We start from the raw sequence: 22,410 nt of genomic DNA on the forward strand, positions 1-22,410 counted from the left end.
GTAAAACACCGTATCGGTTCGATTCCGATCCTCGGCACCAATAACGCGGGATAGAGCAGTTTGGTAGCTCGTCGGGCTCATAACCCGGAGGTCGTAGGTTCAAATCCTGCTCCCGCAACCATACATAAAATATTATGTAAAACCTGAGTAAAAAAATTGAAAAAAAGTGTTGACAAAATGCTTATAAAATGCTAAACTAAATAAGTAAGTTGTTAACAAATGAATAAATTTTAATAACAAACCTTAGTAATAAGGCCCTATGGTCAAGCGGTTCTTGATCCTAACCCAAATCACGAAGTGATTTGTAGGTAGGTCAAATGTCGCGCAATAGAAATCTTCGATTTCGTTATGTAGCGACCAAGACATTTGCAGCGAAGCTGCAACCATACAGTAACAACTTAATACAATAAAAAAATCTTGAATAATTAGGCCCTATGGTCAAGCGGTTAAGACATCGCCCTTTCACGGCGGTATCCCGGGTTCGAATCCCGGTAGGGTCACCAGATATATGGGCGATTAGCTCAGCTGGGAGAGCATCTGCCTTACAAGCAGGGGGTCACAGGTTCGAGCCCTGTATCGCCCACCATATATTTTTACAAAACACAAAAACAAATTCTAACACAAGGCCCGGTAGTTCAGTTGGTTAGAATGCCAGCCTGTCACGCTGGAGGTCGACGGTTCAAGTCCGTTCCGGGTCGCCAAGTTATGCTGGTGTAGCTCAATTGGTAGAGCAACTGACTTGTAATCAGTAGGTTAGGGGTTCAAGTCCTCCCACCAGCTCCAAATCCTTTTTAAACAAAGGATTACGGAGGAGTTCCCGAGTGGCCAAAGGGGACGGACTGTAAATCCGTTACTTTATGTTTCGGTGGTTCAAATCCACCCTCCTCCACCAATAAAATTTTACAGAATAATAAAAAATTACCTATATGCGGGTGTAGCTCAGTGGTAGAGCCCCAGCCTTCCAAGCTGGTTGCGAGGGTTCGATTCCCTTCACCCGCTCCAATTAAGCACCTATAGCTCAGCTGGATAGAGCAACGGACTTCTAATCCGTGTGCCGGAGGTTCGAATCCCCCTAGGTGCGCCAATAATAGTGGGGTGTCGCCAAGTTGGTAAGGCACAAGACTTTGACTCTTGCATTCCACAGGTTCGAGTCCTGTCACCCCAGCCAATACGGTTCATTAGCTCAGATGGTAGAGCACCTGACTTTTAATCAGGGTGTCCCGGGTTCGAGTCCCGGATGAGCCACCAAATGTGGAGAGGTATCGAAGTGGTCATAACGAGGCGGTCTTGAAAACCGTTTGGGGGCAACCCCGCGTGGGTTCGAATCCCACCCTCTCCGCCATTTTAAATTACTTTATTTAGGAGAAATACTCAAGTGGCTGAAGAGGCTCCCCTGCTAAGGGAGTAGATCCTTAACGGGATGCGAGGGTTCAAATCCCTCTTTCTCCGCCAAGAATATATGATTTATTCTTGGGCCTTTAGCTCAGTTGGTTAGAGCGCCCGGCTCATAACCGGTAGGTCCCGGGTTCGAGTCCCTGAAGGCCCACCAAATTATTTCTTGATTTATTCAAGAAATATTTTTTTATAATGTTGAAATCATTTCCTAAATAAAGTACGTGCCCAGATAGCTCAGTCGGTAGAGCAAAGGACTGAAAATCCTTGTGTCGCTGGTTCGATTCCGGCTCTGGGCACCAAGGGGATTAGTTCAGTGGTAGAACGTCGGTCTCCAAAACCGGATGTCAGGGGTTCAAGTCCTCTATCCCCTGCCACGACTTAACGGCTTGGTTCTATGTGTTATTAGACATTGAATCAAGCCGTTTTTATGTTTTATATATTTAATCTACGATTATAAAACGTAACAATTAACGTAACAATTTTTTATGAGATTATATATTTTCAGTGTAAGTAAAATTTATAATACGTAAATTATGTATTGTTTTATAAAAAAACTATAATTTAAAATATAGTCATAAATGATAGGGTATAGAGATTTAGTTTAATTGGTAAAATGTCAGACTCCGAATCTGAAGGATGAAGGTTCGATTCCTTCAATCTCTGCCAAATTAAGAAACTGCTCCGAAAAAGAAGCAGTTTTTTAATGTAATACATAGTAGAATTCCAAATATCTTATTAATCAGCTTTTTTAGTGGTAGTTATTTCTTCAGGTTCAATTTTTCCATTAGTTATCTTATAAGATTGACCTTTCAACTTTTCATTTTCACTTGCTGGAACTTTTGGGACACTTTTAATGTAGTCAGGGACTAATTTTTCTAATCCATCCGGTAATTTACCGCTATTATCTTGTTTATAGCTTTCCAAAGCTGTTTCTAATACTCTTACGTTTGCATTGTGGGCAGTTATAGCTGCTTTTTCTTTTTGTCCTTTGTAGACAGGAATAGCTATTGCTATAAGGATAGCTAGTATGGCAAGTACGACTAATAATTCAAGTAATGTAAATCCTTTTTTCTTCTTTTTTAAAGTTTGTAGTTTCATGATTTCCTCCAGTTATTTATTATTCTACTTACTTTTATTATAATCAAAATCAAGGATTATTCAATACAAATAATTAAATATTTTTAAATCTATTCAAAAATCAATTTTTTAGCCAAATTCCTATAAAATACAATTAGTGGGCCGGATAAAAATCCTAAAAATATAGTACCTATTCCGATTTGTTCTCCAAATAATAGACCAACTACTATGCATATTATGTCTAATACGATCCTTGTGTATTTATATGATAAATCTTTTTTTACAACATTGTCTACAACATAGGGCATAGCGTCATAAGCACTGGCACCCAGGTCAGCTTCCAAGTAAATTCCAACTCCTATACTCATAATATTTATTCCAATAATCAATAGAATAAAGTTAATCGAAAATTTGTCCGTATCCATAAATTTTAGTAGCATGTACGAAAAATCAGCGCTGTAACCTACAGTCGCCATATTTATGACAGTTCCGAGACCGATTGATTTTCTGTGGCCTAAAAATACAATAACAATTAATATGAAATTGGTTACGGTAATTACAGTTCCAAAATCTTTATTCAAAAAATCAGAAAATCCACTATTCATAAAACTAAGAGGATCTACACCTAATTTTGATAGTCTGAGTATTCCAATAATAAATCCAATTATTAAGTTCCCTAATATTGCAAATAATATTTGTTTTGTCCTTTTATTCATTAAAAATCTCCGTAAGTGTGTATTTTACTAATTCTTTAATATTATCATAAATAAATTCATCATTTTTGATTAAAGGGTAGTAATTGTTTATTAAATTATAATTGTTTTCCATATTTGTCATTGCGCATTCAACAAAATCATCTTCAATGTATCCTTTGTGCAAACTCAAACTTAAAACCATAAACATTCCATGTGATTTGATTTGAGTTGATTCATACATTGCATCTATTTCCATATTATTATCTGTGATCAAACTAATTTCTAAGTTATTTTTTATTTTCTTAATATCATATAGCAAATATCTAACAAAATTTGAGTACAGATAAAATGGATCACAATTTTCTTCAAAGAATTTCTTCATATAATTGTACAGTTTTATGTTAAAATTCATGGATGTTTTGGCAAATTCTATTAATTCACCTGAGATACGATTCGATTTTGAGAACTTTTTGTATAATTTCACAGATTTTGATTTATCATCTATATTAATATCGAATAATTTTGATGACAAATCTTTTGCTTTAAGGGAAGTAAATGAGTTATTGTAGTAATTTCTAATTAATTTTTGCAAGTAAATGCAATTATTAATGACATCAAATTCTGTGTATTTTATTATTTTGGTATTGATAAATTTTACGTCAAATTCACTAAAGCAAATAATTTGTTTGTTTAGTATGATTTTATAAGCTGATTTTATAATTTTTTCCTCAGTTTCATTGTTTTTTGAGTAAAAATTATAGTACCTATCATTTGTGAATATATTTATAAGATAGATGTGGTTTTTGTGAGGATCGATTCCTGTTGTTTCTATATTTATAATAGCCTGATTTTCATTCATTTTATCACCATTTCCATTATACTATTATTTTGGTAAATTTTCTCTACATGTTATAATATTAGTATGATTTTAAATAGAAATGAAGGGATATAATGATATATTTAGACAATGCTGCTACTACAAAAGTTTCGGAAAATGCAGTAAAAGAAATGGTTAATGCAATGACTGTTGATTTTGGTAATCCTTCTAGTTTGTACGATTTTGGAATGAGAGCTGAAAAACTTGTTACTGATTCCAGAAATACAATTGCAAACTTATTAAATGTAAGATCAGAAAATGTGTTCTTTACATCTTGCGGAACTGAAGGTAATAATATTTCAATCAATGGAAGTGTTACAAATGATAAAAAAGAAGAATTTATAACTACAAATATCGAACATTCTTCTGTGTTTAAGACTTATAATAAATTGAAGGAAAATAGGACTGTTCATTTTGTAAATGTAAGTGATGATTTTAAAGTCGAAGATATAATTGATTTGATAAATGAAAAAACACGTTTAGTTTCAGTTATGCATGTTAATAATGAAACTGGTAGAATTCTTCCAATAACAGAATTGGGCAAGAGAATTAAAGAGAAAAATCCTAATACTTTGTTTCATGTAGATGGAATTCAAGGTTTTGGCAAAATTAAATTGGATATTAATGAAGCGAAGATTGATTTCTACACAATTAGTGGCCACAAGATTCACGCTCCAAAAGGAATTGGTGCAATTTTCATCAGAAATCCTGAAAGAGTTAAGCCTCTTATAATAGGTGGATCACAAGAATCCGGAATTTCTCCGGGAACTGAAAATGTAGCGGGAATTGTGGCATTGAAATGCGCGAGTGAAGAAGTTTTTTCAAAAATTGATGAGACTTACGACAGATTATACAAGATGAAGTCATATTTGATGGATGAGTTATCAAAAATTGATGGTGTTTATTTTAATTCCAAACTGGAAGGATATAGTCCTTACATTACGAATGTGTGCTTTAATTACATTAAGAGTGAAGTATTGCTACATTATTTGGAACAAGATGGAATTTATATTTCTACTGGGAGTGCATGTAATGGTTCCAAAAAATCAAGAATTATCCAAAGTATTAACACACCTGATGAGTTTTCAGATGGATGTATAAGAATTTCATTTACTGATGATACGCCTGAGGATGTACTGGATATATTTGTTGAGAAATTAAAGCTTAGATTAGAAGATATTAGAGATATTATGAGGAGATAAATGTTAGATTGGTATATATCGGTTAGTTTTGGAGAACTAACATTAAAAGGAAAGAATAGACACACTTTCGAAAAACGTGCAATAAGCAAGATTTTGGATGCGATTTCTGATTATAAAATAGAAGAATACTATCAAGAACAAGGTAAGTTGTACATCAAGGCTGATGTCAATGATTTTGATGAAATGATAGACAAAATTAAAAAAGTTTTTGGAATTGTGTACATTAGTCCTTGCATAAAATGTGAAAAAACGGTTGAAAGTATGAAAGACGGGGTATTAAAGATAATAGAAGGTAAAATTATCGAAGACAAACTTCAAACTTTCAAAGTTGATGTTCATAGAGTTGACAAGAAATTTGAACCAAAATCGCCAGAATTAAATCCGCTTTTAGGTGGTACTATATTAAAAAAATACGGCAATTATGTTAAGGTTGACATCAAAAATCCTGACTTTTTTGTTTATGTAGACATTAAGGATAATTGTTATGTTTACACTGATAGAATCAAAGGATGGGGAGGTCTTCCTATTGGAAGTTCTGGAAGAGGTTTGTTGTTATTATCAGGTGGTATAGATAGTCCTGTTGCTGCTTTTCTGATGGCTAAAAGAGGAGTTCGTGTGGATTGTTTGCACTTCCACAGCTACCCATTCACAAGTCAAAGAGGGTTTGAAAAAGTTAAGCAACTAGCAGAAGAAGTTTCTTATTATACTGGTAATATTAACTTTTATTCTGTGAACTTGCTTCCAGTGTACAAAGCTATCACGAAAAACTGCAAGGAAAGAATGATGACTATCATTTCTAGAAGATTTATGATGAGAATTGCAGAAAGAATTGCAAATGAAAACAAAATTGACGCTTTGATTACAGGAGAAAGCTTGGGTCAAGTTGCAAGTCAAACTATTCAAGGAGTTTCAGTTATCAACGAAGTTACAAGTCTTCCTATTTTAAGACCTTTGATTGCAAGTGATAAAACAGAAATCATAGAAATAGCAAGAGAAATAGGAACTTACGAAACATCAATTTTGCCTTTTGAAGATTGTTGCACGGTGTTTACACCGAAAAGACCAGTCACTAAACCAAGAATTTACGATGTCAAAAGAGAAGAAGAAAACTTAGATATTGAAGCCTTGGTTCAAGAATGTATAGATAATATGGAATTAATTAAGATTAGACAATAGGAGGAAGTATGAAAAAAGCAGGAGTTATTATAGGGATTATTGTTGTGTTAGCATTATTATTAGTGCCACAATACAACGGTTTGGTTCAATCAAAGGAAGATGTGAACGAAGCATATGCACAAGTTCAAAACGTTGTTCAAAGAAGGGCGGATTTAATTCCAAACTTGGTTAACACAGCAAAAGGATTTGCAAAGCACGAAGAAGATGTATTCATCAAAGTTTCTGAAGCTAGAAGCGGTGTTAAGAATGCTAAGGATCCAGAGGAATTAGCAAAAGCAAATGATGAATTGACAAAAGCATTAAATGGTATGAATGTTGTTGTAGAAAGATATCCTGAATTAAAATCAGATGCACACTTTACACAACTTATGGATGAATTAGCAGGTTCAGAAAACAGAATCGCTACAGAAAGAAAGAATTACAATACAGTTGTAAAATCATATAATCAAAAAGTTAAGAGATTCCCAACAGTAATATTTGCTAGATTAATGGGATTCAGCTCTGAAAAATACTTTGAAGCAGATGCTTCAGCACAAAAAGCACCACAAGTTAACTTTGAATAGGACAAATAAATAATGAGAAAGCAATTTAGATTGATATTCTCATTTGTTTTAGCTTTTTTATTAATTTTTAATGTAAATGCTTTTGCCCAAGATTTGCCGAAATCACCGGATACTTTTTATCTTGATGAGATGGGTGTGATTAGCCAGGAAGTTAAAGATAAAATAGTTAAGACGAATGTAGAACTTGAGCAAAAAACAGGCTCACAAGTACTTGTTGTAACCATAAAAGACTTAAAAGGAAGAGATCCTGTTGATTACGGCGTCGATTTGTTTAACAAATGGAAAATCGGAGATGCCACTAAGAAAAATGGGGTACTGATTTTATTGTCACAAGATTTAAATGAACCTAAAGGTCGTAATCGTCACATCAATATCATTACAGGTTATGGAATTGAAGGAAGACTTAACGATGGTAAGGTTGGTAGAATAATTGATGAATATATGCTTGATGATTTAAAAGACGGTAATTATTCTAACGCTTTACAAGAAGGATTCAATGCAGTTGTCAGTGAAGTTGCTGCTGAGTATGATGTTGAATTAACTGGGGATTTTGACAAATATCAAAAAAATTTAAACAGAAAAACAGATCCACAAGTTTTTAATGCTGTACTAAGAATGGTAATAATTCTGCTTGTTTTGTACTTTATCTCAAGAAATAATCGTAGAAATAATAGATACAGAGGCAGAAGACGTGGTGGTACAATATTCTTCCCTGGATTTGGAGGAGGATTCGATGACGATGACTTCGGCGGATTCGGCGGAGGTTTTGGCGGCGGATCTTCTGGAGGATTCGGTGGATTCTCTGGAGGAGGAGGCTCGTCCGGAGGCGGAGGAGCGGGAAGAAGCTTTTAATCAAATTTATGAAATACTCTCAATTTATTTTGAGAGTATTTTTTTACGAAAATTTAGTAAAATATTTTTAACTTTTTGTTTAGTTTTGTATGCTTTTATGTTATAATACTTTTGGTTTAATATTTTAAGTAAGGAGATAGTAATGGAAATAGGAGAAAAAATAAGATCATTGAGGTTAAAACTTGGATTGACCCAAGAAGAATTGGCAGAAAGGTCTGATTTGACAAAAGGTTTCATATCACAATTAGAGAGAGATTTGACAAGTCCTTCTGTAGATTCACTTAATGACTTATTAAATGCATTAGGAACTGATATGGCAACTTTTTTTATGGATAAGCCCTCAGTAAAAGAGATTTTCACAAAAGACGACTATCAATCAAGTGAAGATTTGAGCATGAATTCTACTATTACATGGCTAGTTCCAAAATCTCAGGTAAACACTATGGAACCTGTTATAATTACGCTTAATCAAAAAGGAGAAACTAAAGAATACAATCCATTTGAAGGCGAAGAGTTTGGGTATGTACTTGAGGGAAGTTGCAACATTTATCTCGACAATGAAATATATAAACTAAACAAAGGTGATTGTTTTTACACGAAGTGCAATAAAACTAGAATGTTAGAAAATAATGGCACAAAAATCTGCAAGGTGATATGGGTTATGTCACCACCAAATTTTTAGGGGGAATGTTTAATGGATAATATCATTGAATTAATCGGTATTAATAAATCTTTTGAAGATGAACATATTTTAAAAGATTTGAATCTTTACATTAGAAATAAAGAATTTTTGACATTATTGGGACCATCAGGTTGTGGGAAAACTACGACTTTGCGATTAATTGCTGGATTTGAAACTCCAGATACTGGGAAAATTATTTTTGAAGGTAAAGACATAAGTCATATTGCACCTTATAAGAGAAATGTGAACACCGTTTTTCAAAAATACGCTCTATTTCCTAATATGAATGTATTCGAAAACATCGCTTTTGGTTTGAGAATCAAAAAAATGAACGAAAAATTAATCAGAGAAAAAGTAACAGAAGTTTTGAAGCTTGTAAATTTGTCTGGTTTTGAAAAAAGAAAAATAAATAATTTGAGTGGTGGACAACAACAAAGGATTGCTATAGCTAGAGCATTGGTCAACGAACCTAGTGTTTTGTTGCTAGATGAACCATTGGGTGCATTGGATTTGAAGTTGAGAAAAGGAATGCAAAATGAACTCAAAAATATTCAAGAAAGAATTGGAATTACATTTGTTTATGTAACTCACGATCAAGAAGAAGCTTTAACTATGAGCGATACTATTGTTGTTATGGATAATGGTATAATTCAACAAATAGGAACTCCAGAAGATATCTACAATGAGCCTAAGAATGAGTTTGTAGCTAAATTTATTGGCGAAAGTAACATAATTGACGGAGTATTTTTGGAAGATTGCATGGTTGAATTCTCCAATCATAAATGGAAGTGTGTGGATAAAGGTTTTGCGAAAAACGAAAGTGTCCAAGTGGTTATTAGACCAGAAGATGTGGAGATAGTTGCTCCAGAAAAAGGACAAATCAAAGGCACAGTTATAAGCGACAGATTTAAAGGAATTCACTACGAAATGTTTGTGGATACTGGAGATTTCAAATACAAAGCCCAATCAACTATCAACAAGCCTCAAGGAAGTATGGTAGGAATTAACATTGATCCAGATAATATTCATATTATGAAGAGGTGCGGCAATGAAGCTTAAGAAATTATCCATTCCTTACGCTATTTGGATACTATTTTTCATTGTATTTCCGTTGTTTCTTATAATTTATTATTCAGTTACAACTGGATCATTGAGAGATTTTTCTAATCCACAATTTTCGCTTGAATACTTTCACAGATTTTTTACATCAAAATATGTAAAAGTACTTTTGAATTCAATAAGATTGGCATTTATAAGTACAGTAATTTGTTTGCTGATAGGTTATCCAACAGCTTATTTTATCAGTAAAGTAGACAAAAAATACAAAGCTGTGTTGATGCTTATGATAGTTATTCCAATGTGGATGAACTTTTTGTTGAGAACTTATGCGTGGATTATTTTAACTGGTAAAAACGGGATAATCAACAGTATGTTGATACATTTTGGTTTTTCTCCAATTAAAATGCTTTACACTGAAGGAGCTATTTTAATGGGGATGGTTTACAATTTCTTACCTTTTATGATACTTCCTATTTTCTCAATATTAGACAAATCAGATTATTCACTAGTAGAAGCAAGTTACGATTTGGGAGCATCTAAGTTGCAAACTTTTTTAAGAGTAGTGTTTCCGATGAGTTTGCCTGGAGTTATTACGGGAATTACAATGGTGTTTATTCCTGCTATATCTACATTTGAAATATCTGCGTTACTTGGTGGTAACAAATACAATTTGATTGGTAATATAATTGAGCATCAATTCAGAATAGCAGGAAACTGGCATTACGGTAGTGCAATTTCTGTAGTGCTTATCATTATGATTTTAATTTCATTAGCTTTTACGAATGAGAAGGGAGAATAAAATGAAAGAATTTTTCAAGAAATTTTACTTAGCATTGGTGTTTTTGTTTCTTTACGGACCAATTGCTGTATTAATGGTATTTTCATTTAACGATTCTCGTTTGAAGGGAAGCTGGGTTGGATTTACGTTCAAATGGTACAAGGAATTATTGCACAACGAAGAAATCTTGTCTTCTTTTAAAACCACAATATTAATTGCAATATTAGCTACAATAATTGCAACAATTTTAGGAACAATAGCAGCAATAGGAATTTATTATTTGAGAGGATACAAGAAAACTTTGCTTTTAAATATGAATTATCTTCCAGTTTTAAATCCTGATATAGTGACGGCAGTAAGTTTGATGGTAATATTTAACTTGATGAATTTTCCATTCGGATTTTTCACGATGTTATTATCACACATAACATTTACAACTCCATATGTAATACTTGCAGTGTTGCCGAAATTATCGCAGATGAATAAGTTCTTGCCAGAGGCTGCTATGGATATGGGAGCGACACCTTTTTATACTTTGAGAAAAGTTGTACTTCCTGAAATAAAAACGGGCGTATTTTCAGGAAGCTTGTTGGCATTTACACTTAGTATTGATGATTTTGTAATAAGCTTCTTCACGACAGGTCATGGCGTGTCAAACTTATCAGTTACTGTGTATTCTATGGCAAAGAAAGGCGTAAATCCAGCAATTAATGCGTTGAGTACAATCATGTTTTTGGTAATGGTTATTCTGTTGTTGATTCTTCACAAGAGAACAAATCTATTGGAGGAATTGTAGGATGAGAAAATTTTTATTATTTTTATTAACTATATTGGTTTTAACTTCTTGCTCCAAAGATGAATCAAATGTTTTGTATGTGTACAATTGGGGAGAATACATCGAACCGGCTTTGATAGAAAAGTTTGAAAAAGAAACGGGAATTAAAGTAATCTATGACACTTTTGAGCAAAACGAAGATATGTATATGAAAGTAAAAGAAGGAGGCAACAATTACGACGTTGTGGTTCCTTCAGACTACATGGCTGAAAAAATGATTAAACAAGGAATGCTTGAAAAAATTGATTACAGCAAAATTCCAAATTTCAAATACATCGATAAGAGGTTTAGAAATTTGGATTACGATCCCAAAAACGAATACACAGTTCCGTATATGTGGGGAACTGTCGGAATTCTTTACAATAAAAATAAAGTTAAAGACAATGTTGATAGCTGGAATATTTTGTGGGATGAAAAATACAAGGACAACATCATAATGATGAACTCCACAAGAGACACTCTAGGAGTAGCTTTGAAAAGATTAGGATATTCAATGAATTCTAGAAATGAAAAAGAGCTTGAACAAGCAAAAGAGTCATTGATAAAACAAAAAGATATTGTTCTTGCTTATCTTGTAGATGAAACCAAAAATCAAATGGTCAATGAAGAAGCAGATATTGCAGTAATGTATTCAGGTGATGCAATCGTCGCTAAAGGTGAAAATGAAAACTTGGAATATGTAATTCCAAAAGAAGGATCAAACTTGTGGTTTGATACGTTGGCAATTTTGAAAAATGCAAAGCACAAGGAAAATGCTGAAAAATTTATTAATTTTATGACAGATCCCGAGAATGCAAAATTAAATGCAGAATACATTGGTTATTCACTTCCATCAACAGAAGCAAAAAAACTTTTGGACAAAGAAGTTCAAGATGATGCTACAGCTTATCCTGATTTATCAAAGCATAAAAATATGGAAATATTTAAAGACCCATCAGACTTTGTCGAAAAATACGACGATATATGGGCGGATATAAAAGCAAATTAAACTTAGAAAGTGCAAGAGATTTACTTTTGCACTTTTTTCATTTGAGATTGAATAATAAACGGATTTTTCATATAATATGAGTAGTTAAGAAATTGGAGGAAATATGTTTATAGAAATATTAAAAGTTATTCTTTTGGGAATTATAGAAGGAATAACAGAATGGTTGCCAGTTAGTTCAACTGGTCATATTTTATTATTAGACGAATTTATAAAACTGAATATGTCAGATGCTTTCAAATCAATGTTTACAGTTGTAATTCAATTGGGAGCAATCTTGGCAGTTGTAGTAATTTATTGGAACAAAGTGTGGCCATTTAAAAAAGGTCAAACTCATCTTATATCTATTAGTAAAAGCAAAATGATAATGTGGGCAAAAATAATTGTTGCATGTATTCCTGCAGCTATTATTGGTATTAAATTCGATGATTTTATCGAAGAACACTTTTATAATTATTTTGTAATTTCATTAGCACTAATAATTTTCGGTATTCTTTTTATTATAATTGAAAATAAAAACAAAGAATCACACAAAAAATTAGTCGATAGTATCGATAAAATTACTTACAAACAAGCTTTTATAGTAGGATTATTCCAAGTAATTGCAGCGATATTCCCAGGTACATCACGTTCGGGAGCTACGATTTTGGGAGGTATTGCCATAGGATTATCCAGAACAGTTGCAGCTGAATTTACATTTTTCTTGGCAATTCCAACAATGTTTGGAGCAAGTTTACTAAAACTTGTGAAATTTGGATTTAGTTTTACAGCAATGGAAGCATTCGTTTTATTATTGGGAACTGCAGTTAGCTTCATTGTATCTGTAATTACAATTAAATTCTTGATGAATTACATCAAAAACAATGATTTCAAAGTGTTCGGTTATTACAGAATAGCTCTTGGTGTATTGGTTCTAATTTATTTCGGACTAATCAGATAGTTGTGATATAATAATTAGAAGGAATAGTTGCAATTATTCCTAAATGAACATTAGAAAACATAGACGAATATATATTTGAAAAAATAAGTTGTAGCGACTTATTTTTTTATTGATACATAAGGAGTTATGATGAATTTAGATAATTTAAATGACAGACAAAGAGAAGCAGTCGAAAATACAGATGGTCCTATGTTGATATTGGCAGGAGCAGGAAGTGGGAAGACAAAAGTTTTGACTACAAAAATTGCATATTGTTTGGAAAAAGGATTGTGTTCAAAATACGAGATTTTGGCAATTACCTTTACAAACAAAGCTGCCAAAGAAATGAAAGAAAGGGTCGAAAATATCCTTCAAGAAAACGTAGACAGCATGTGGATAGGAACATTCCATGCAATTTGTTCTAGAATTTTGAGAGTAGAGATAGAAAGAATTGGCTTCGAAAGAAACTTTACAGTTTATGACAGAGCCGATCAGATCTCTCTTGTAAAAGAATGTTTGAAGGATATGGGTGTGGATCCTAAAAATGTAGAAATCAAAAACGAAATTAATACAATTTCTAGATTAAAAAACGCTGGGGCTACAGAAAAAAATATCGACAAAGAAGATTTTGATATTAGTCTAAGTACTTTTACTATGGAATTATTCCAAAAATACGAACACAAACTAAAAAGATACAATTCATTGGATTTTGATGATTTGATTGTGAAGACTAATTTGTTGTTCGAAGAAAATCCAGATTTAAGAGAAAAATATTCTGACAGATTTAAGTATGTATTTGTCGATGAATACCAAGACACTAACGATACACAATACAAGTTAATCAAAAATTTGGTTTCAAAAAACGATAATATTTGTTGTGTAGGAGATTCTGATCAATCAATTTACGGTTGGAGAGGAGCAAACATTCAAAACATTCAAAATTTTGAAAAAGATTTTAAGAATGCTAAAGTTATTTTATTGGAACAAAATTATCGTTCTACACAACCTATTTTGGATTTGGCAAACACGGTGATTAAAAACAATTCACTTAGAAAAGACAAGAATTTGTGGACTGCAAAAAACGAAGGAGATATGCCGATTTATAGAAGAATGTATTCTGATATAGATGAGGCAGAACAAGTGGTTCAATGGATTGAGCAAGAAAGATACAGACAAAACCCATACGAAGAAATGGCGATTTTGTACAGAACCAATGCACAATCTAGACTTTTTGAAGAAAGATTGAATAGACTAGGAATTCCTAATAGAGTTGTAGGTGGATTGAAATTCTACGATAGAAAAGAAATCAAAGATTGCGTTAGCTATCTTAGAATTGTTGAAAATTTGAATGACAATATGGCATTAAATAGAATTATCAATGAGCCGAAAAGAGGAATTGGTAAAACAACTATGGATAAGTTGTTGCAATGTTCGCAATCAAGAGGAATTAGTATGATGGAATACATCAAAAATACAGATCTTCCTGATTTTTCAAATGCTACAGCGAAAAAGCTTCAAGAGTTTTATTATTTAATTAAAAGCTTTCCAAAAGATGATTTGAATGTTGCAGAACTTATGGAATATATTCTGGACAAAACAGGATACAGAGCTAATCTTGAAAAATCAAATAATAGAGATGATAAGACGAGGTTGGAAAATATTGACGAATACATTTCATCTTTATATCAATTTGTTCAAGATAATCCTGATAAAAACTTGAGAGAATATTTGGAAACTTCATCACTTATGACCGATTTAGATAAAACTGATGATAATACAAAAGGTGTATCGATGATGACAATCCATGCGGCAAAAGGATTGGAGTTTGATGTTGTATTTTTCACTGGTCTAGAAGAAGGTACTATTCCATCAAGAGTTGATGAAGATGTAGAAGAAGAGAGAAGATTGTGCTACGTTGCAATCACAAGGGCAAGGAAAAAATTGTACATTACAAGTGTGCAATCGAGAAGAAGATTTAATGAATTTCAAACAAAAGCTGAATCGAGGTTTATAGAGGAAATGGAAAACAAATACAAAGACGAATCTCCTAATAAAGAGGTTAGTTTTAGAGAATCGTTCAACACTAAAGTAGTTGATGATTACAGAACAGAAGCATCAGCTTCAATCACTAAAAAACAAAATACTGTTACTAAAAACAATGAAAAGTACAGAGCTGGAGACAAGGTTTCACACAAAAAGTTCGGAACTGGTGTAATCGTCGGAATTGTTGAAAAAGAAAACGGTGATGAATTGACGATTAATTTCGACAAAAAAGGCTTGAAGAAACTAAATTCATCACTAGCACCACTAACAAGGGTTGAATAATGGAAAAGGAAGACAGAATAAAATATTTGGTAGACATACTAAATAAATACGCTTTTCATTATTATACTTTGGATGATCCTTTGATTGAGGACTCAGAGTATGATGTGTTGTATGATGAGCTTGTGAATCTTGAAAAAGAAACTGGAGTTGTTCTCCCAAATTCTCCGACAAATAGGATTGGTGGAGAAGTTTTATCGGGATTTGAAAAGCATGTGCACTTGAATACGTTGTACAGTTTAGGAAAAGCGCAAAGCAAAGAAGAAGTTAGAAATTGGGTCAATAAAACCATTGAATTTGTAGAAAATTACAATAAAAATCACGTGAACAAATTACCTCAAGTTGAATTTTATGTTGAATTTAAGTTTGACGGTTTGACAGTAAATTTGACATATGATGGCGGATATTTAGTGATGGCGACTACAAGAGGTAACGGTACTATCGGAGAAGTTATTACAAGCCAAGTGAGAACTATCAATTCAATTCCATTGAAAATAAAAGACACGAGATTGATGGAAATTCAAGGCGAAGGAGTAATGCCACTTTCTTCATTAGAAAAATACAACCAAACTCATGAACCAAAACTCAAAAATGCGAGAAATGCAGCAGCAGGAGCTCTTAGAAACTTAGATCCAGCTGTTACAAGAGAAAGAAACTTGGATGCTTATTTCTACAATGTAAATTATTTGGAAGAAAACGGGCTTGAAACTCAAGAACAAATGATGAAGTTTTTGGGAGATAATTATTTCAAATTGTATCCTTACGAAAAACACGCAACGTCATTCGAAGAGATTTCAGAATTTATCGAAGAGATTTTTGAATTAAGAAATGAAATTGACGTGCTAACAGATGGTGTGGTAATTAAAGTAAATGATTTTAAAACCAGAGAAAAATTAGGCTACACTAACAAATTTCCAAGATGGGCGATAGCTTACAAGTTTGAACCTGAAAGATTTACAACAATTGTAAAAGAAGTTGAATGGAATGTTGGAAGAACTGGAAAAGTAACTCCGACGGCTTTGTTGGAGCCTGTAGAGATTGGAAATGTAACTGTAAAAAGAGCTACACTTAACAATATTGACGATATTGAAAGAAAACAAGTAAGATTGAATTCAGAAGTTTTCATTAGAAGGTCAAACGATGTAATCCCAGAAATAATGGGAGTTGTAAATCCTGACCAAGAAGATACGGAAGAAATTGAAATTCCACATTACTGTCCTTATTGTCACAGTGAATTATTTAGAGATGGAGTTCATATTTTCTGTCCAAATTCAATGAGTTGCACTCCACAATTAGTTAAGAGAATGGTTCATTTTGCAAGTAGAAATGCAATGAATATCGATGGATTGAGCGAAAAAACGTTGGAAGTTTTGCTAGAGAAACTAAACATCACATCAATAGAAGAAATCTACGATGTAAAAAAAGAACAGTTGTTGCAATTAGAAGGCTTTAAAGAAAAAAAGAGCCAAAATCTGATAAATGCAATTGAAAAGAGTAAAAATGTTGATTTGGCTAATTTCATTTTTGCACTTGGAATTCCTGAAATTGGCGAGAAGACAAGCTTTGAATTGGCACAAAAATATAAAAACTTTGATAATTTGAGAGAAGCGAAGTTTGAAGAATTAATTCAAATAGAAGATATTGGAAATGTTATTGCAGAAGAAATCGTAGAATTTTTCCATGACGAAACTATTTCTCATTCTATCGATTCACTTCTATCAAAAGGAATTAAAATCAAAAATCCTGAAAATATTGAAAAGAAATTGGATAATTTGACTTTTGTATTGACAGGAAGTTTGGTAAATTATTCTAGAAAAGAACTTACAGACAAGTTATCGAATTTGGGAGCAAAAGTTTCATCTTCTGTGTCCAAAAACACCGATTACGTGGTATATGGAGAAAAAGCTGGATCTAAACTTACAAAAGCGAAGGATTTGGGTGTAAAATTAATGACAGAAGATGAATTGAATTCATTCTTAGACAACTTATAAATTTAATTTATTTATGATAAAATTTAATCATGAATTAAAAAGGAGTTAGTATGATTAATCGAGATGAAGTAATAAAAATCTATGATTTGGCTAACCTTGAGTTAACTGAAAACGTGGATGATTTATATGAAAAATACAATACTGTATTGGATTTTGCAAGTATGATTATGGAATGTGATACTGAAGGTGTGGAATACATGGAATTCTTGCCACAATATCACAGCATACTTAGAGAAGATACACCAAAAGAATCAATTCCAAGAGAAGTTGCGTTGAAGAATGCAAAATCTCGTGAGTATGGTTATTTTAAATTGAAGAAAGTGGTGGAATAATGATAGAAAATCTTAGAAATAAATTTGTAGAAAATCCTGAGAGTTTAAAGGACTACTACAGTGATTTGGATAAATTAATAGAATCAAAAAAAAATTTGAATGTGTTCATAACTTACGACAAATCATTTGTTGACCAACAAGTTGAAAAGCTAATTGAAAAAGCAAACAATAACGAAAATTTGGGAAAAATGTTTGGTATTGCAGTTAGTGTTAAGGACAACATTAATGTAAAAGATTTGAAGATGACTTGTGGATCAAAAATGTTAGAAGATTATGTTTCAATTTACGATGCTACTGTAATCAAAAAATTAAAAGAAGAAGACTGCGTTATAGTTGGAAAGGTTAATATGGATGAATTTGCAATGGGATCTTCTTCTGAAACAAGTTATTTTGGACCTACAAAAAATCCTGTGGACACAAAATTAATCCCAGGCGGTTCATCATCAGGATCAGCTGCTAGTGTCAAAGCTGAAATGGCTGTTGTAAGTTTGGGAACTGACACTGGTGGTTCTAGTAGACAACCAGCATCTTGCTGTAATGTCGTAGGATTTATGCCAACTTATGGTTCAATTTCTAGATTTGGAGTTCAATCAATGGCAAATACTTTGGACGAAGTTGGTATATTATCAAATTCTGTTGAAGATATAATGGATACTTACAATGTAATTGCAGGTCACGATGACAATGATATGACTACAATTCAATCTGAAGTAAATGTTCAAAAGAAAGATTATGATTTTAAAGGCAAAAAAATTGCCGTTGTTGATTTAAAAAAATACAGCAATGATGAAACAGTTATCAACGAATACCAAGAAATATTGGAGATTCTAAAAAAATTAGGTGCCGATTTAGTAGAAATCGACTTCGAATATTTAAAATACGCAAATGCTTTATATAACGTAATTGTAACTAGTGAAGTATCATCTAATATGTCAAGATTTGATGGAATTAGATATGGATATTTGACAGATGATTATGAAAATACGAGAGATTTATTCGTTAAAGTAAGAAGTGAAGGATTTGGCGAAGAAGTTAAGAGAAGAATTGCTATGGGAACTTTTTATCTAGCAAGTTCCAATGACCAAAAAATTTACAAACAAGGTTTAAAAGTTAGAAATCTACTTTCACAAGAGTTCAAAAATATCTTCAAAGATTTTGATTTGATTGCTACACCTACAATGACAAGCTTACCTTATGAATTAGACAGCAGGAAAGACGATCCATTGGCTGTGTATGACTCAGGTATTTTCAATGTAATTGTAAACTTGAGTGGATTGTGTGCTATTTCAATTCCTTACAAATCAGGAATATCAACTAGTTTGCAACTAATTGCAAATAGTCACGACGAAGAAAATTTATTGAATGCAGCTTTAGCGTTTGAAAGGAGATAGCATGAACTTAAAAACACTTATAGGATTGGAAATTCACGTTGAATTATCAACTAAAACTAAAATGTTTTGTGGTTGTAAGAATGAATTTGGACAAGTTCCAAACACAAATGTCTGCCCAATTTGTTTAGGTCATCCTGGAGCACTTCCTCACATGAACAAAGAAGCTTTAAGATACGCTATTATGGCTGGACTTGCTTTTGATTGTGACATTGCTAATGAATTCAAGATGGACAGAAAAAAATACTTCTACCCAGATTTGGTTAAAGGATATCAAATCACACAAGAAGATCAACCACTTTGCACAAATGGATATATAGAATTAAAATCATCAACTAAAGGTAAAAAAGTTAGAATTAGAAGAATTCACATAGAAGAAGATACAGGTAAATCAATTCACAACGAAAGTGGAAACACTTTAATGGATTATAATAGAGCGGGAGTTCCACTAATTGAAATTGTTAGTGAACCAGATATGAGCACTCCTGATGAAGCCAGAGAATTCTTAGAAACTTTAAGAGAAAGAATCAAATATTTGAAAATATCAGATGTTAAGATGAGCGAAGGATCGTTGAGATGCGATGTTAATATCAATGTTTACGATGAAGATTCTGATTTTAAAACTAAAATTTCTGAAATTAAGAACTTAAACTCATTCAAATCAGTTTCAAAAGCTTTGGTTTACGAACAAGAAAGACACATCCAATTGGCAAAGAAAAATAAAATCGGCGAAAAAGAAACTAGAAGATGGGATGAGGACACTCAAACTACAATAGTAATGAGACACAAAGAAGAAGGAAATGATTACAGATTCTCAGTTGAAGGAGATATTCCTAAAACTTTTGTGGAACAATCTTATATCGAAGAAATCAAAAATAATTTGCCAGAACTTCCACAAATGCGTAAAGAAAGATTCATGAACGAATACAAGATTGATGAATACGACGCAGATATTTTAACAAGGAATGGATACTTGGCTGACTACTATGAAAAAGTTGTAGAAATCTCAAATGATCCTGTTCAATCTTCAAATTGGTTATTGGGAGATGTTCTTCGTCAAGTAAACGAAAATGAAATTGAAGTGGAAGAAATGAATATGTCTGCTGAAAATTTGGCAAAATTGATTAAACTTTCTTCAGCTAAGAAAATAAACAATCAAACTGCAAAGAAAGTTTTGAGAGAAATGTTCAACGAAAACTTTGACCCAGAGGTTTATGTCAAAGAAAAAGGATTATTGCAAGTTGATGACGATAATTTACTACAACAAATAGTGGATGAAGTCGTAGCAGAAAATCCAGAATCCATCGAAAGTATTAGAAATGGTAAAGATCGTGCGATTGGTTTCTTAGTTGGCCAATGTATGAAAAAATCAAAAGGCAAAGGAAATCCTCAAAAGTTCAACGAATTAATTAAAGAGAAAATCTAATGAAAAAAATATATTTATCTACAGGAAATAAAGGAAAAGTTTCTGAAATAAAAGAAATTCTTTCTGATTTGAATTATGATGTGTATTCCAAATCCGAATTGGGTATAAATGAAGATGCAGTAGAAGATGCAGAAACTTTGGAAGGCAATTCACTTATCAAAGCTAAATTTCTAAAAAAATATACAGACGATATTGTAATGAGTGATGACACAGGACTATTTGTAAATTCTTTGGATGGAAGACCTGGCGTATATTCTGCAAGATTTGCAGGCGATGAATGTGACGATAGTAAAAATCGTCAAAAACTTTTATCTGAATTGAAAGGAAAAGAAGATAGAAGTGCTTATTTTGAAACTGTAATCACAATTATAGATTCAAATGATGAAATTCATCAAGCTAAAGGCAGAGTAAATGGCAAGATTTTATTAGAAGAGTGTGGAGAACATGGTTTCGGATACGATAGTATATTCATGCCAGATGGTTACGATAAAAGTTTTGCTCAAATGGAAGACAGTGAGAAAAACAAAATTAGTCACAGAAAAAGAGCTTTGGAAAATGCCAAAATCATTTTGAAAGGTTTAAATGAAAGTAGCAATAATTAGTGATACACATAACAAAGTCGCAAAAGTTTATGATTATTTATTTGATAAAGAAATTGACATCATCGTTCACTTAGGAGATGTGTGCGATGATGCAATTTTACTTGAAGATTTATTAAAAGTAGAAGTCATTTATGTAAAAGGGAATAACGATTTTTATGTTGCTGGTGGTGAATATGACAAGGTTATTAGGATTTCTGATAAAAATATTTTCATAACACACGGCCACAAGTACAATGTATCTTCAGGAGTGACAAGATTAGTCGAAAAAAGCAAATCATTAAATTGCCAAATGTGTTTGTATGGACATACGCATAGGTATTTTAATGAAAAAATTGATGGCGTTTGGGTTATAAATCCAGGATCTGTAACTTATCCAAGAGATGGACAAGCTGGATTTGTAATATACGATACAAAAAATGAACAAATAGAAAGGATACTTTTATGAACGTATTAGACATTAAAGAACTTAGAGAAGATTTAGGTAAAAGAATTATCGATGGTGTAGAAAAATTAGGTAGAGAAGTTAAAGTTTCAACTGTAAGAGTTGGTGAAAATGCAGGAGATATTTCTTACGAAAAAGCTGTAAAAAACAACTGCGCTAAGTTGAACATAACTTGTGATCAAATAGTTTTAGAAGAAGGAGAAAACGAAAAATTAATCCAAACTATAAAAGAACTAAATGAAACACACGACGGTATATTGATGTTTAGACCATTAAAAGATAAAAAATTGGAAAAAGAAATTCAATATATAATCGCACCAGAAAAAGATATCGATGCAATGGGAATGGTTAACTTAGGAAAAGTCTTGGCAGCAGAAGAAGATGCATATTATCCAGCTACAGCAAGAGCTGTTGTTGAAATAGTTAAATACTACAACTTCGATGTTAAAAACGTGGTAATCGTAAACAGATCATTAGTTTTAGGAAAGCCACTTTTCAATATGCTTATCAAAGAAAACAAAACTGTTACAATGTGCCACTCTAGAACAGAAGACATCAAATCATTTACTAAAAATGCTGATTTGGTTGTAACTGCGGTTGGAAAAGCTAAAATGTTTGATGATTCTTACTTTACTGAAGATTCTTATGTAGTAGATGTTGGAGTTAGCTTGGATGAAAACGGAAAATTATCAGGCGATGTTAATCCAGAAGTTAATGTAAAAGTATTGGCAAATAGCGTTGGTAAAATCACAACAAGAGTATTGTTGTTGCAAATGGTTGAAGGCGCTTTGAATAGACAATAATTTTTATTT

General features: G+C 32.4%; 21 protein-coding genes and 16 tRNA genes. 34 read left to right on the forward strand and 3 right to left on the reverse strand.

Annotated features, from left to right (window positions below; genetic code table 11):
• Positions 1–44 precede the first annotated feature (44 nt).
• The 16 genes from B9N53_RS02005 to B9N53_RS02080 all read left to right on the forward strand — a co-directional run bounded on the left by B9N53_RS02005 (position 45) and on the right by B9N53_RS02080 (position 2,061).
• Positions 45–121, forward strand: a tRNA-Met gene (locus B9N53_RS02005).
• A 307-nt stretch (positions 122–428) separates the two neighbouring features.
• Positions 429–503 (forward strand) — tRNA-Glu (locus B9N53_RS02010).
• Between the two features lie 7 nt (positions 504–510).
• Positions 511–586 (forward strand) — tRNA-Val (locus B9N53_RS02015).
• 38 nt (positions 587–624) lie between these two features.
• Positions 625–701, forward strand: a tRNA-Asp gene (locus tag B9N53_RS02020).
• Between the two features lie 6 nt (positions 702–707).
• A tRNA-Thr gene (locus B9N53_RS02025) sits at positions 708–783 on the forward strand.
• A gap of 24 nt (positions 784–807) precedes the next feature.
• Positions 808–892 (forward strand) — tRNA-Tyr (locus B9N53_RS02030).
• Positions 893–928: 36 nt separating this feature from the next.
• Positions 929–1,002 (forward strand) — tRNA-Gly (locus B9N53_RS02035).
• A gap of 5 nt (positions 1,003–1,007) precedes the next feature.
• A tRNA-Arg gene (locus B9N53_RS02040) sits at positions 1,008–1,084 on the forward strand.
• A 7-nt stretch (positions 1,085–1,091) separates the two neighbouring features.
• A tRNA-Gln gene (locus B9N53_RS02045) sits at positions 1,092–1,168 on the forward strand.
• A 4-nt stretch (positions 1,169–1,172) separates the two neighbouring features.
• Positions 1,173–1,248 (forward strand) — tRNA-Lys (locus tag B9N53_RS02050).
• A 5-nt stretch (positions 1,249–1,253) separates the two neighbouring features.
• A tRNA-Ser gene (locus B9N53_RS02055) sits at positions 1,254–1,342 on the forward strand.
• Positions 1,343–1,361: 19 nt separating this feature from the next.
• Positions 1,362–1,452: transfer RNA gene (locus B9N53_RS02060), tRNA-Ser, on the forward strand.
• Positions 1,453–1,472: 20 nt separating this feature from the next.
• A tRNA-Ile gene (locus B9N53_RS02065) sits at positions 1,473–1,549 on the forward strand.
• 69 nt (positions 1,550–1,618) lie between these two features.
• Positions 1,619–1,694: transfer RNA gene (locus B9N53_RS02070), tRNA-Phe, on the forward strand.
• Positions 1,695–1,769 (forward strand) — tRNA-Trp (locus B9N53_RS02075).
• Positions 1,770–1,985: 216 nt separating this feature from the next.
• Positions 1,986–2,061 (forward strand) — tRNA-Arg (locus B9N53_RS02080).
• Positions 2,062–2,130: 69 nt separating this feature from the next.
• Here B9N53_RS02080 and B9N53_RS02085 read toward each other — a convergent pair.
• The 3 genes from B9N53_RS02085 to B9N53_RS02095 all read right to left on the reverse strand — a co-directional run bounded on the left by B9N53_RS02085 (position 2,131) and on the right by B9N53_RS02095 (position 4,026).
• A complete protein-coding gene (locus B9N53_RS02085) occupies positions 2,131–2,493 on the reverse strand; it encodes a type II secretion system protein (protein ID WP_094203471.1) in 363 nt (120 codons plus the stop codon).
• A gap of 89 nt (positions 2,494–2,582) precedes the next feature.
• Complete coding sequence (locus B9N53_RS02090; protein ID WP_094203472.1) at positions 2,583–3,188, reverse strand: YczE/YyaS/YitT family protein; 606 nt, start codon at positions 3,186–3,188, stop codon at positions 2,583–2,585.
• A complete protein-coding gene (locus B9N53_RS02095; RefSeq protein WP_094203473.1) occupies positions 3,181–4,026 on the reverse strand; it encodes a ribonuclease H-like domain-containing protein in 846 nt (281 codons plus the stop codon). Before B9N53_RS02095 ends, B9N53_RS02090 begins: the two co-directional genes overlap by 8 nt.
• A gap of 92 nt (positions 4,027–4,118) precedes the next feature.
• Here B9N53_RS02095 and B9N53_RS02100 point away from each other — a divergent pair, with 92 nt between their 5' ends.
• The 18 genes from B9N53_RS02100 to B9N53_RS02185 all read left to right on the forward strand — a co-directional run bounded on the left by B9N53_RS02100 (position 4,119) and on the right by B9N53_RS02185 (position 22,401).
• Positions 4,119–5,246 (forward strand): cysteine desulfurase family protein, encoded by a 1,128-nt coding sequence (locus B9N53_RS02100; RefSeq protein ID WP_094203474.1) that lies wholly within the window; start codon positions 4,119–4,121, stop codon positions 5,244–5,246.
• Positions 5,247–6,422 (forward strand): tRNA uracil 4-sulfurtransferase ThiI, encoded by a 1,176-nt coding sequence (gene thiI / locus B9N53_RS02105; RefSeq protein WP_094203475.1) that lies wholly within the window; start codon positions 5,247–5,249, stop codon positions 6,420–6,422.
• Between the two features lie 8 nt (positions 6,423–6,430).
• Entirely contained in the window at positions 6,431–6,985 is a 555-nt protein-coding gene (locus B9N53_RS02110) for a LemA family protein (protein WP_002836154.1), read from the forward strand.
• Positions 6,986–6,997: 12 nt separating this feature from the next.
• Complete coding sequence (locus tag B9N53_RS02115; RefSeq protein ID WP_094203476.1) at positions 6,998–7,837, forward strand: TPM domain-containing protein; 840 nt, start codon at positions 6,998–7,000, stop codon at positions 7,835–7,837.
• A 142-nt stretch (positions 7,838–7,979) separates the two neighbouring features.
• Positions 7,980–8,519: a helix-turn-helix domain-containing protein gene (locus tag B9N53_RS02120; protein WP_002836156.1), complete on the forward strand. Its 540-nt coding sequence runs from the start codon at positions 7,980–7,982 to the stop codon at positions 8,517–8,519.
• Positions 8,520–8,531: 12 nt separating this feature from the next.
• Positions 8,532–9,578 carry a spermidine/putrescine ABC transporter ATP-binding protein gene (gene potA / locus B9N53_RS02125; protein ID WP_094203477.1) on the forward strand — a complete coding sequence of 349 codons (1,047 nt, stop codon included), beginning with the start codon at positions 8,532–8,534 and terminating at the stop codon, positions 9,576–9,578.
• Entirely contained in the window at positions 9,568–10,377 is an 810-nt protein-coding gene (locus tag B9N53_RS02130; RefSeq protein WP_002836160.1) for an ABC transporter permease, read from the forward strand. Before potA ends, B9N53_RS02130 begins: the two co-directional genes overlap by 11 nt.
• A gap of 1 nt (position 10,378) precedes the next feature.
• Positions 10,379–11,152 (forward strand): ABC transporter permease, encoded by a 774-nt coding sequence (locus tag B9N53_RS02135; RefSeq protein ID WP_035109446.1) that lies wholly within the window; start codon positions 10,379–10,381, stop codon positions 11,150–11,152.
• 1 nt (position 11,153) lies between these two features.
• Positions 11,154–12,179 (forward strand): ABC transporter substrate-binding protein, encoded by a 1,026-nt coding sequence (locus B9N53_RS02140; RefSeq protein WP_094203478.1) that lies wholly within the window; start codon positions 11,154–11,156, stop codon positions 12,177–12,179.
• 103 nt (positions 12,180–12,282) lie between these two features.
• The gene (locus B9N53_RS02145; RefSeq protein WP_094203479.1) at positions 12,283–13,116 is read left to right on the forward strand and encodes an undecaprenyl-diphosphate phosphatase; all 834 of its coding nucleotides are present in this window, start codon (positions 12,283–12,285) and stop codon (positions 13,114–13,116) included.
• 129 nt (positions 13,117–13,245) lie between these two features.
• Positions 13,246–15,420, forward strand: coding sequence for an ATP-dependent helicase (locus B9N53_RS02150; RefSeq protein ID WP_094203480.1), 2,175 nt, complete (start codon positions 13,246–13,248; stop codon positions 15,418–15,420).
• Positions 15,420–17,408, forward strand: coding sequence for an NAD-dependent DNA ligase LigA (gene ligA / locus B9N53_RS02155; RefSeq protein ID WP_094203481.1), 1,989 nt, complete (start codon positions 15,420–15,422; stop codon positions 17,406–17,408). Before B9N53_RS02150 ends, ligA begins: the two co-directional genes overlap by 1 nt.
• Positions 17,409–17,458: 50 nt before the next feature.
• Positions 17,459–17,740: an Asp-tRNA(Asn)/Glu-tRNA(Gln) amidotransferase subunit GatC gene (gene gatC, locus B9N53_RS02160; protein ID WP_094203482.1), complete on the forward strand. Its 282-nt coding sequence runs from the start codon at positions 17,459–17,461 to the stop codon at positions 17,738–17,740.
• A complete protein-coding gene (gene gatA, locus B9N53_RS02165; RefSeq protein WP_094203483.1) occupies positions 17,740–19,131 on the forward strand; it encodes an Asp-tRNA(Asn)/Glu-tRNA(Gln) amidotransferase subunit GatA in 1,392 nt (463 codons plus the stop codon). Before gatC ends, gatA begins: the two co-directional genes overlap by 1 nt.
• A gap of 1 nt (position 19,132) precedes the next feature.
• Positions 19,133–20,554, forward strand: coding sequence for an Asp-tRNA(Asn)/Glu-tRNA(Gln) amidotransferase subunit GatB (gene gatB / locus B9N53_RS02170; protein WP_094203484.1), 1,422 nt, complete (start codon positions 19,133–19,135; stop codon positions 20,552–20,554).
• On the forward strand, positions 20,554–21,156 hold the full coding sequence (gene rdgB, locus B9N53_RS02175) for an RdgB/HAM1 family non-canonical purine NTP pyrophosphatase (protein WP_094203485.1): 603 nt from the start codon (positions 20,554–20,556) through the stop codon (positions 21,154–21,156). The genes gatB and rdgB overlap by 1 nt, the downstream gene beginning before the upstream one ends.
• Entirely contained in the window at positions 21,137–21,601 is a 465-nt protein-coding gene (locus B9N53_RS02180) for a metallophosphoesterase family protein (protein ID WP_094203486.1), read from the forward strand. Before rdgB ends, B9N53_RS02180 begins: the two co-directional genes overlap by 20 nt.
• The gene (locus B9N53_RS02185; protein WP_094203487.1) at positions 21,598–22,401 is read left to right on the forward strand and encodes a bifunctional 5,10-methylenetetrahydrofolate dehydrogenase/5,10-methenyltetrahydrofolate cyclohydrolase; all 804 of its coding nucleotides are present in this window, start codon (positions 21,598–21,600) and stop codon (positions 22,399–22,401) included. Before B9N53_RS02180 ends, B9N53_RS02185 begins: the two co-directional genes overlap by 4 nt.
• Positions 22,402–22,410 lie beyond the last annotated feature (9 nt).

The organism is Finegoldia magna (assembly GCF_002243175.1).
In the GTDB taxonomy this organism is placed as follows: Bacteria; Bacillota; Clostridia; order Tissierellales; family Peptoniphilaceae; genus Finegoldia; species Finegoldia magna_J.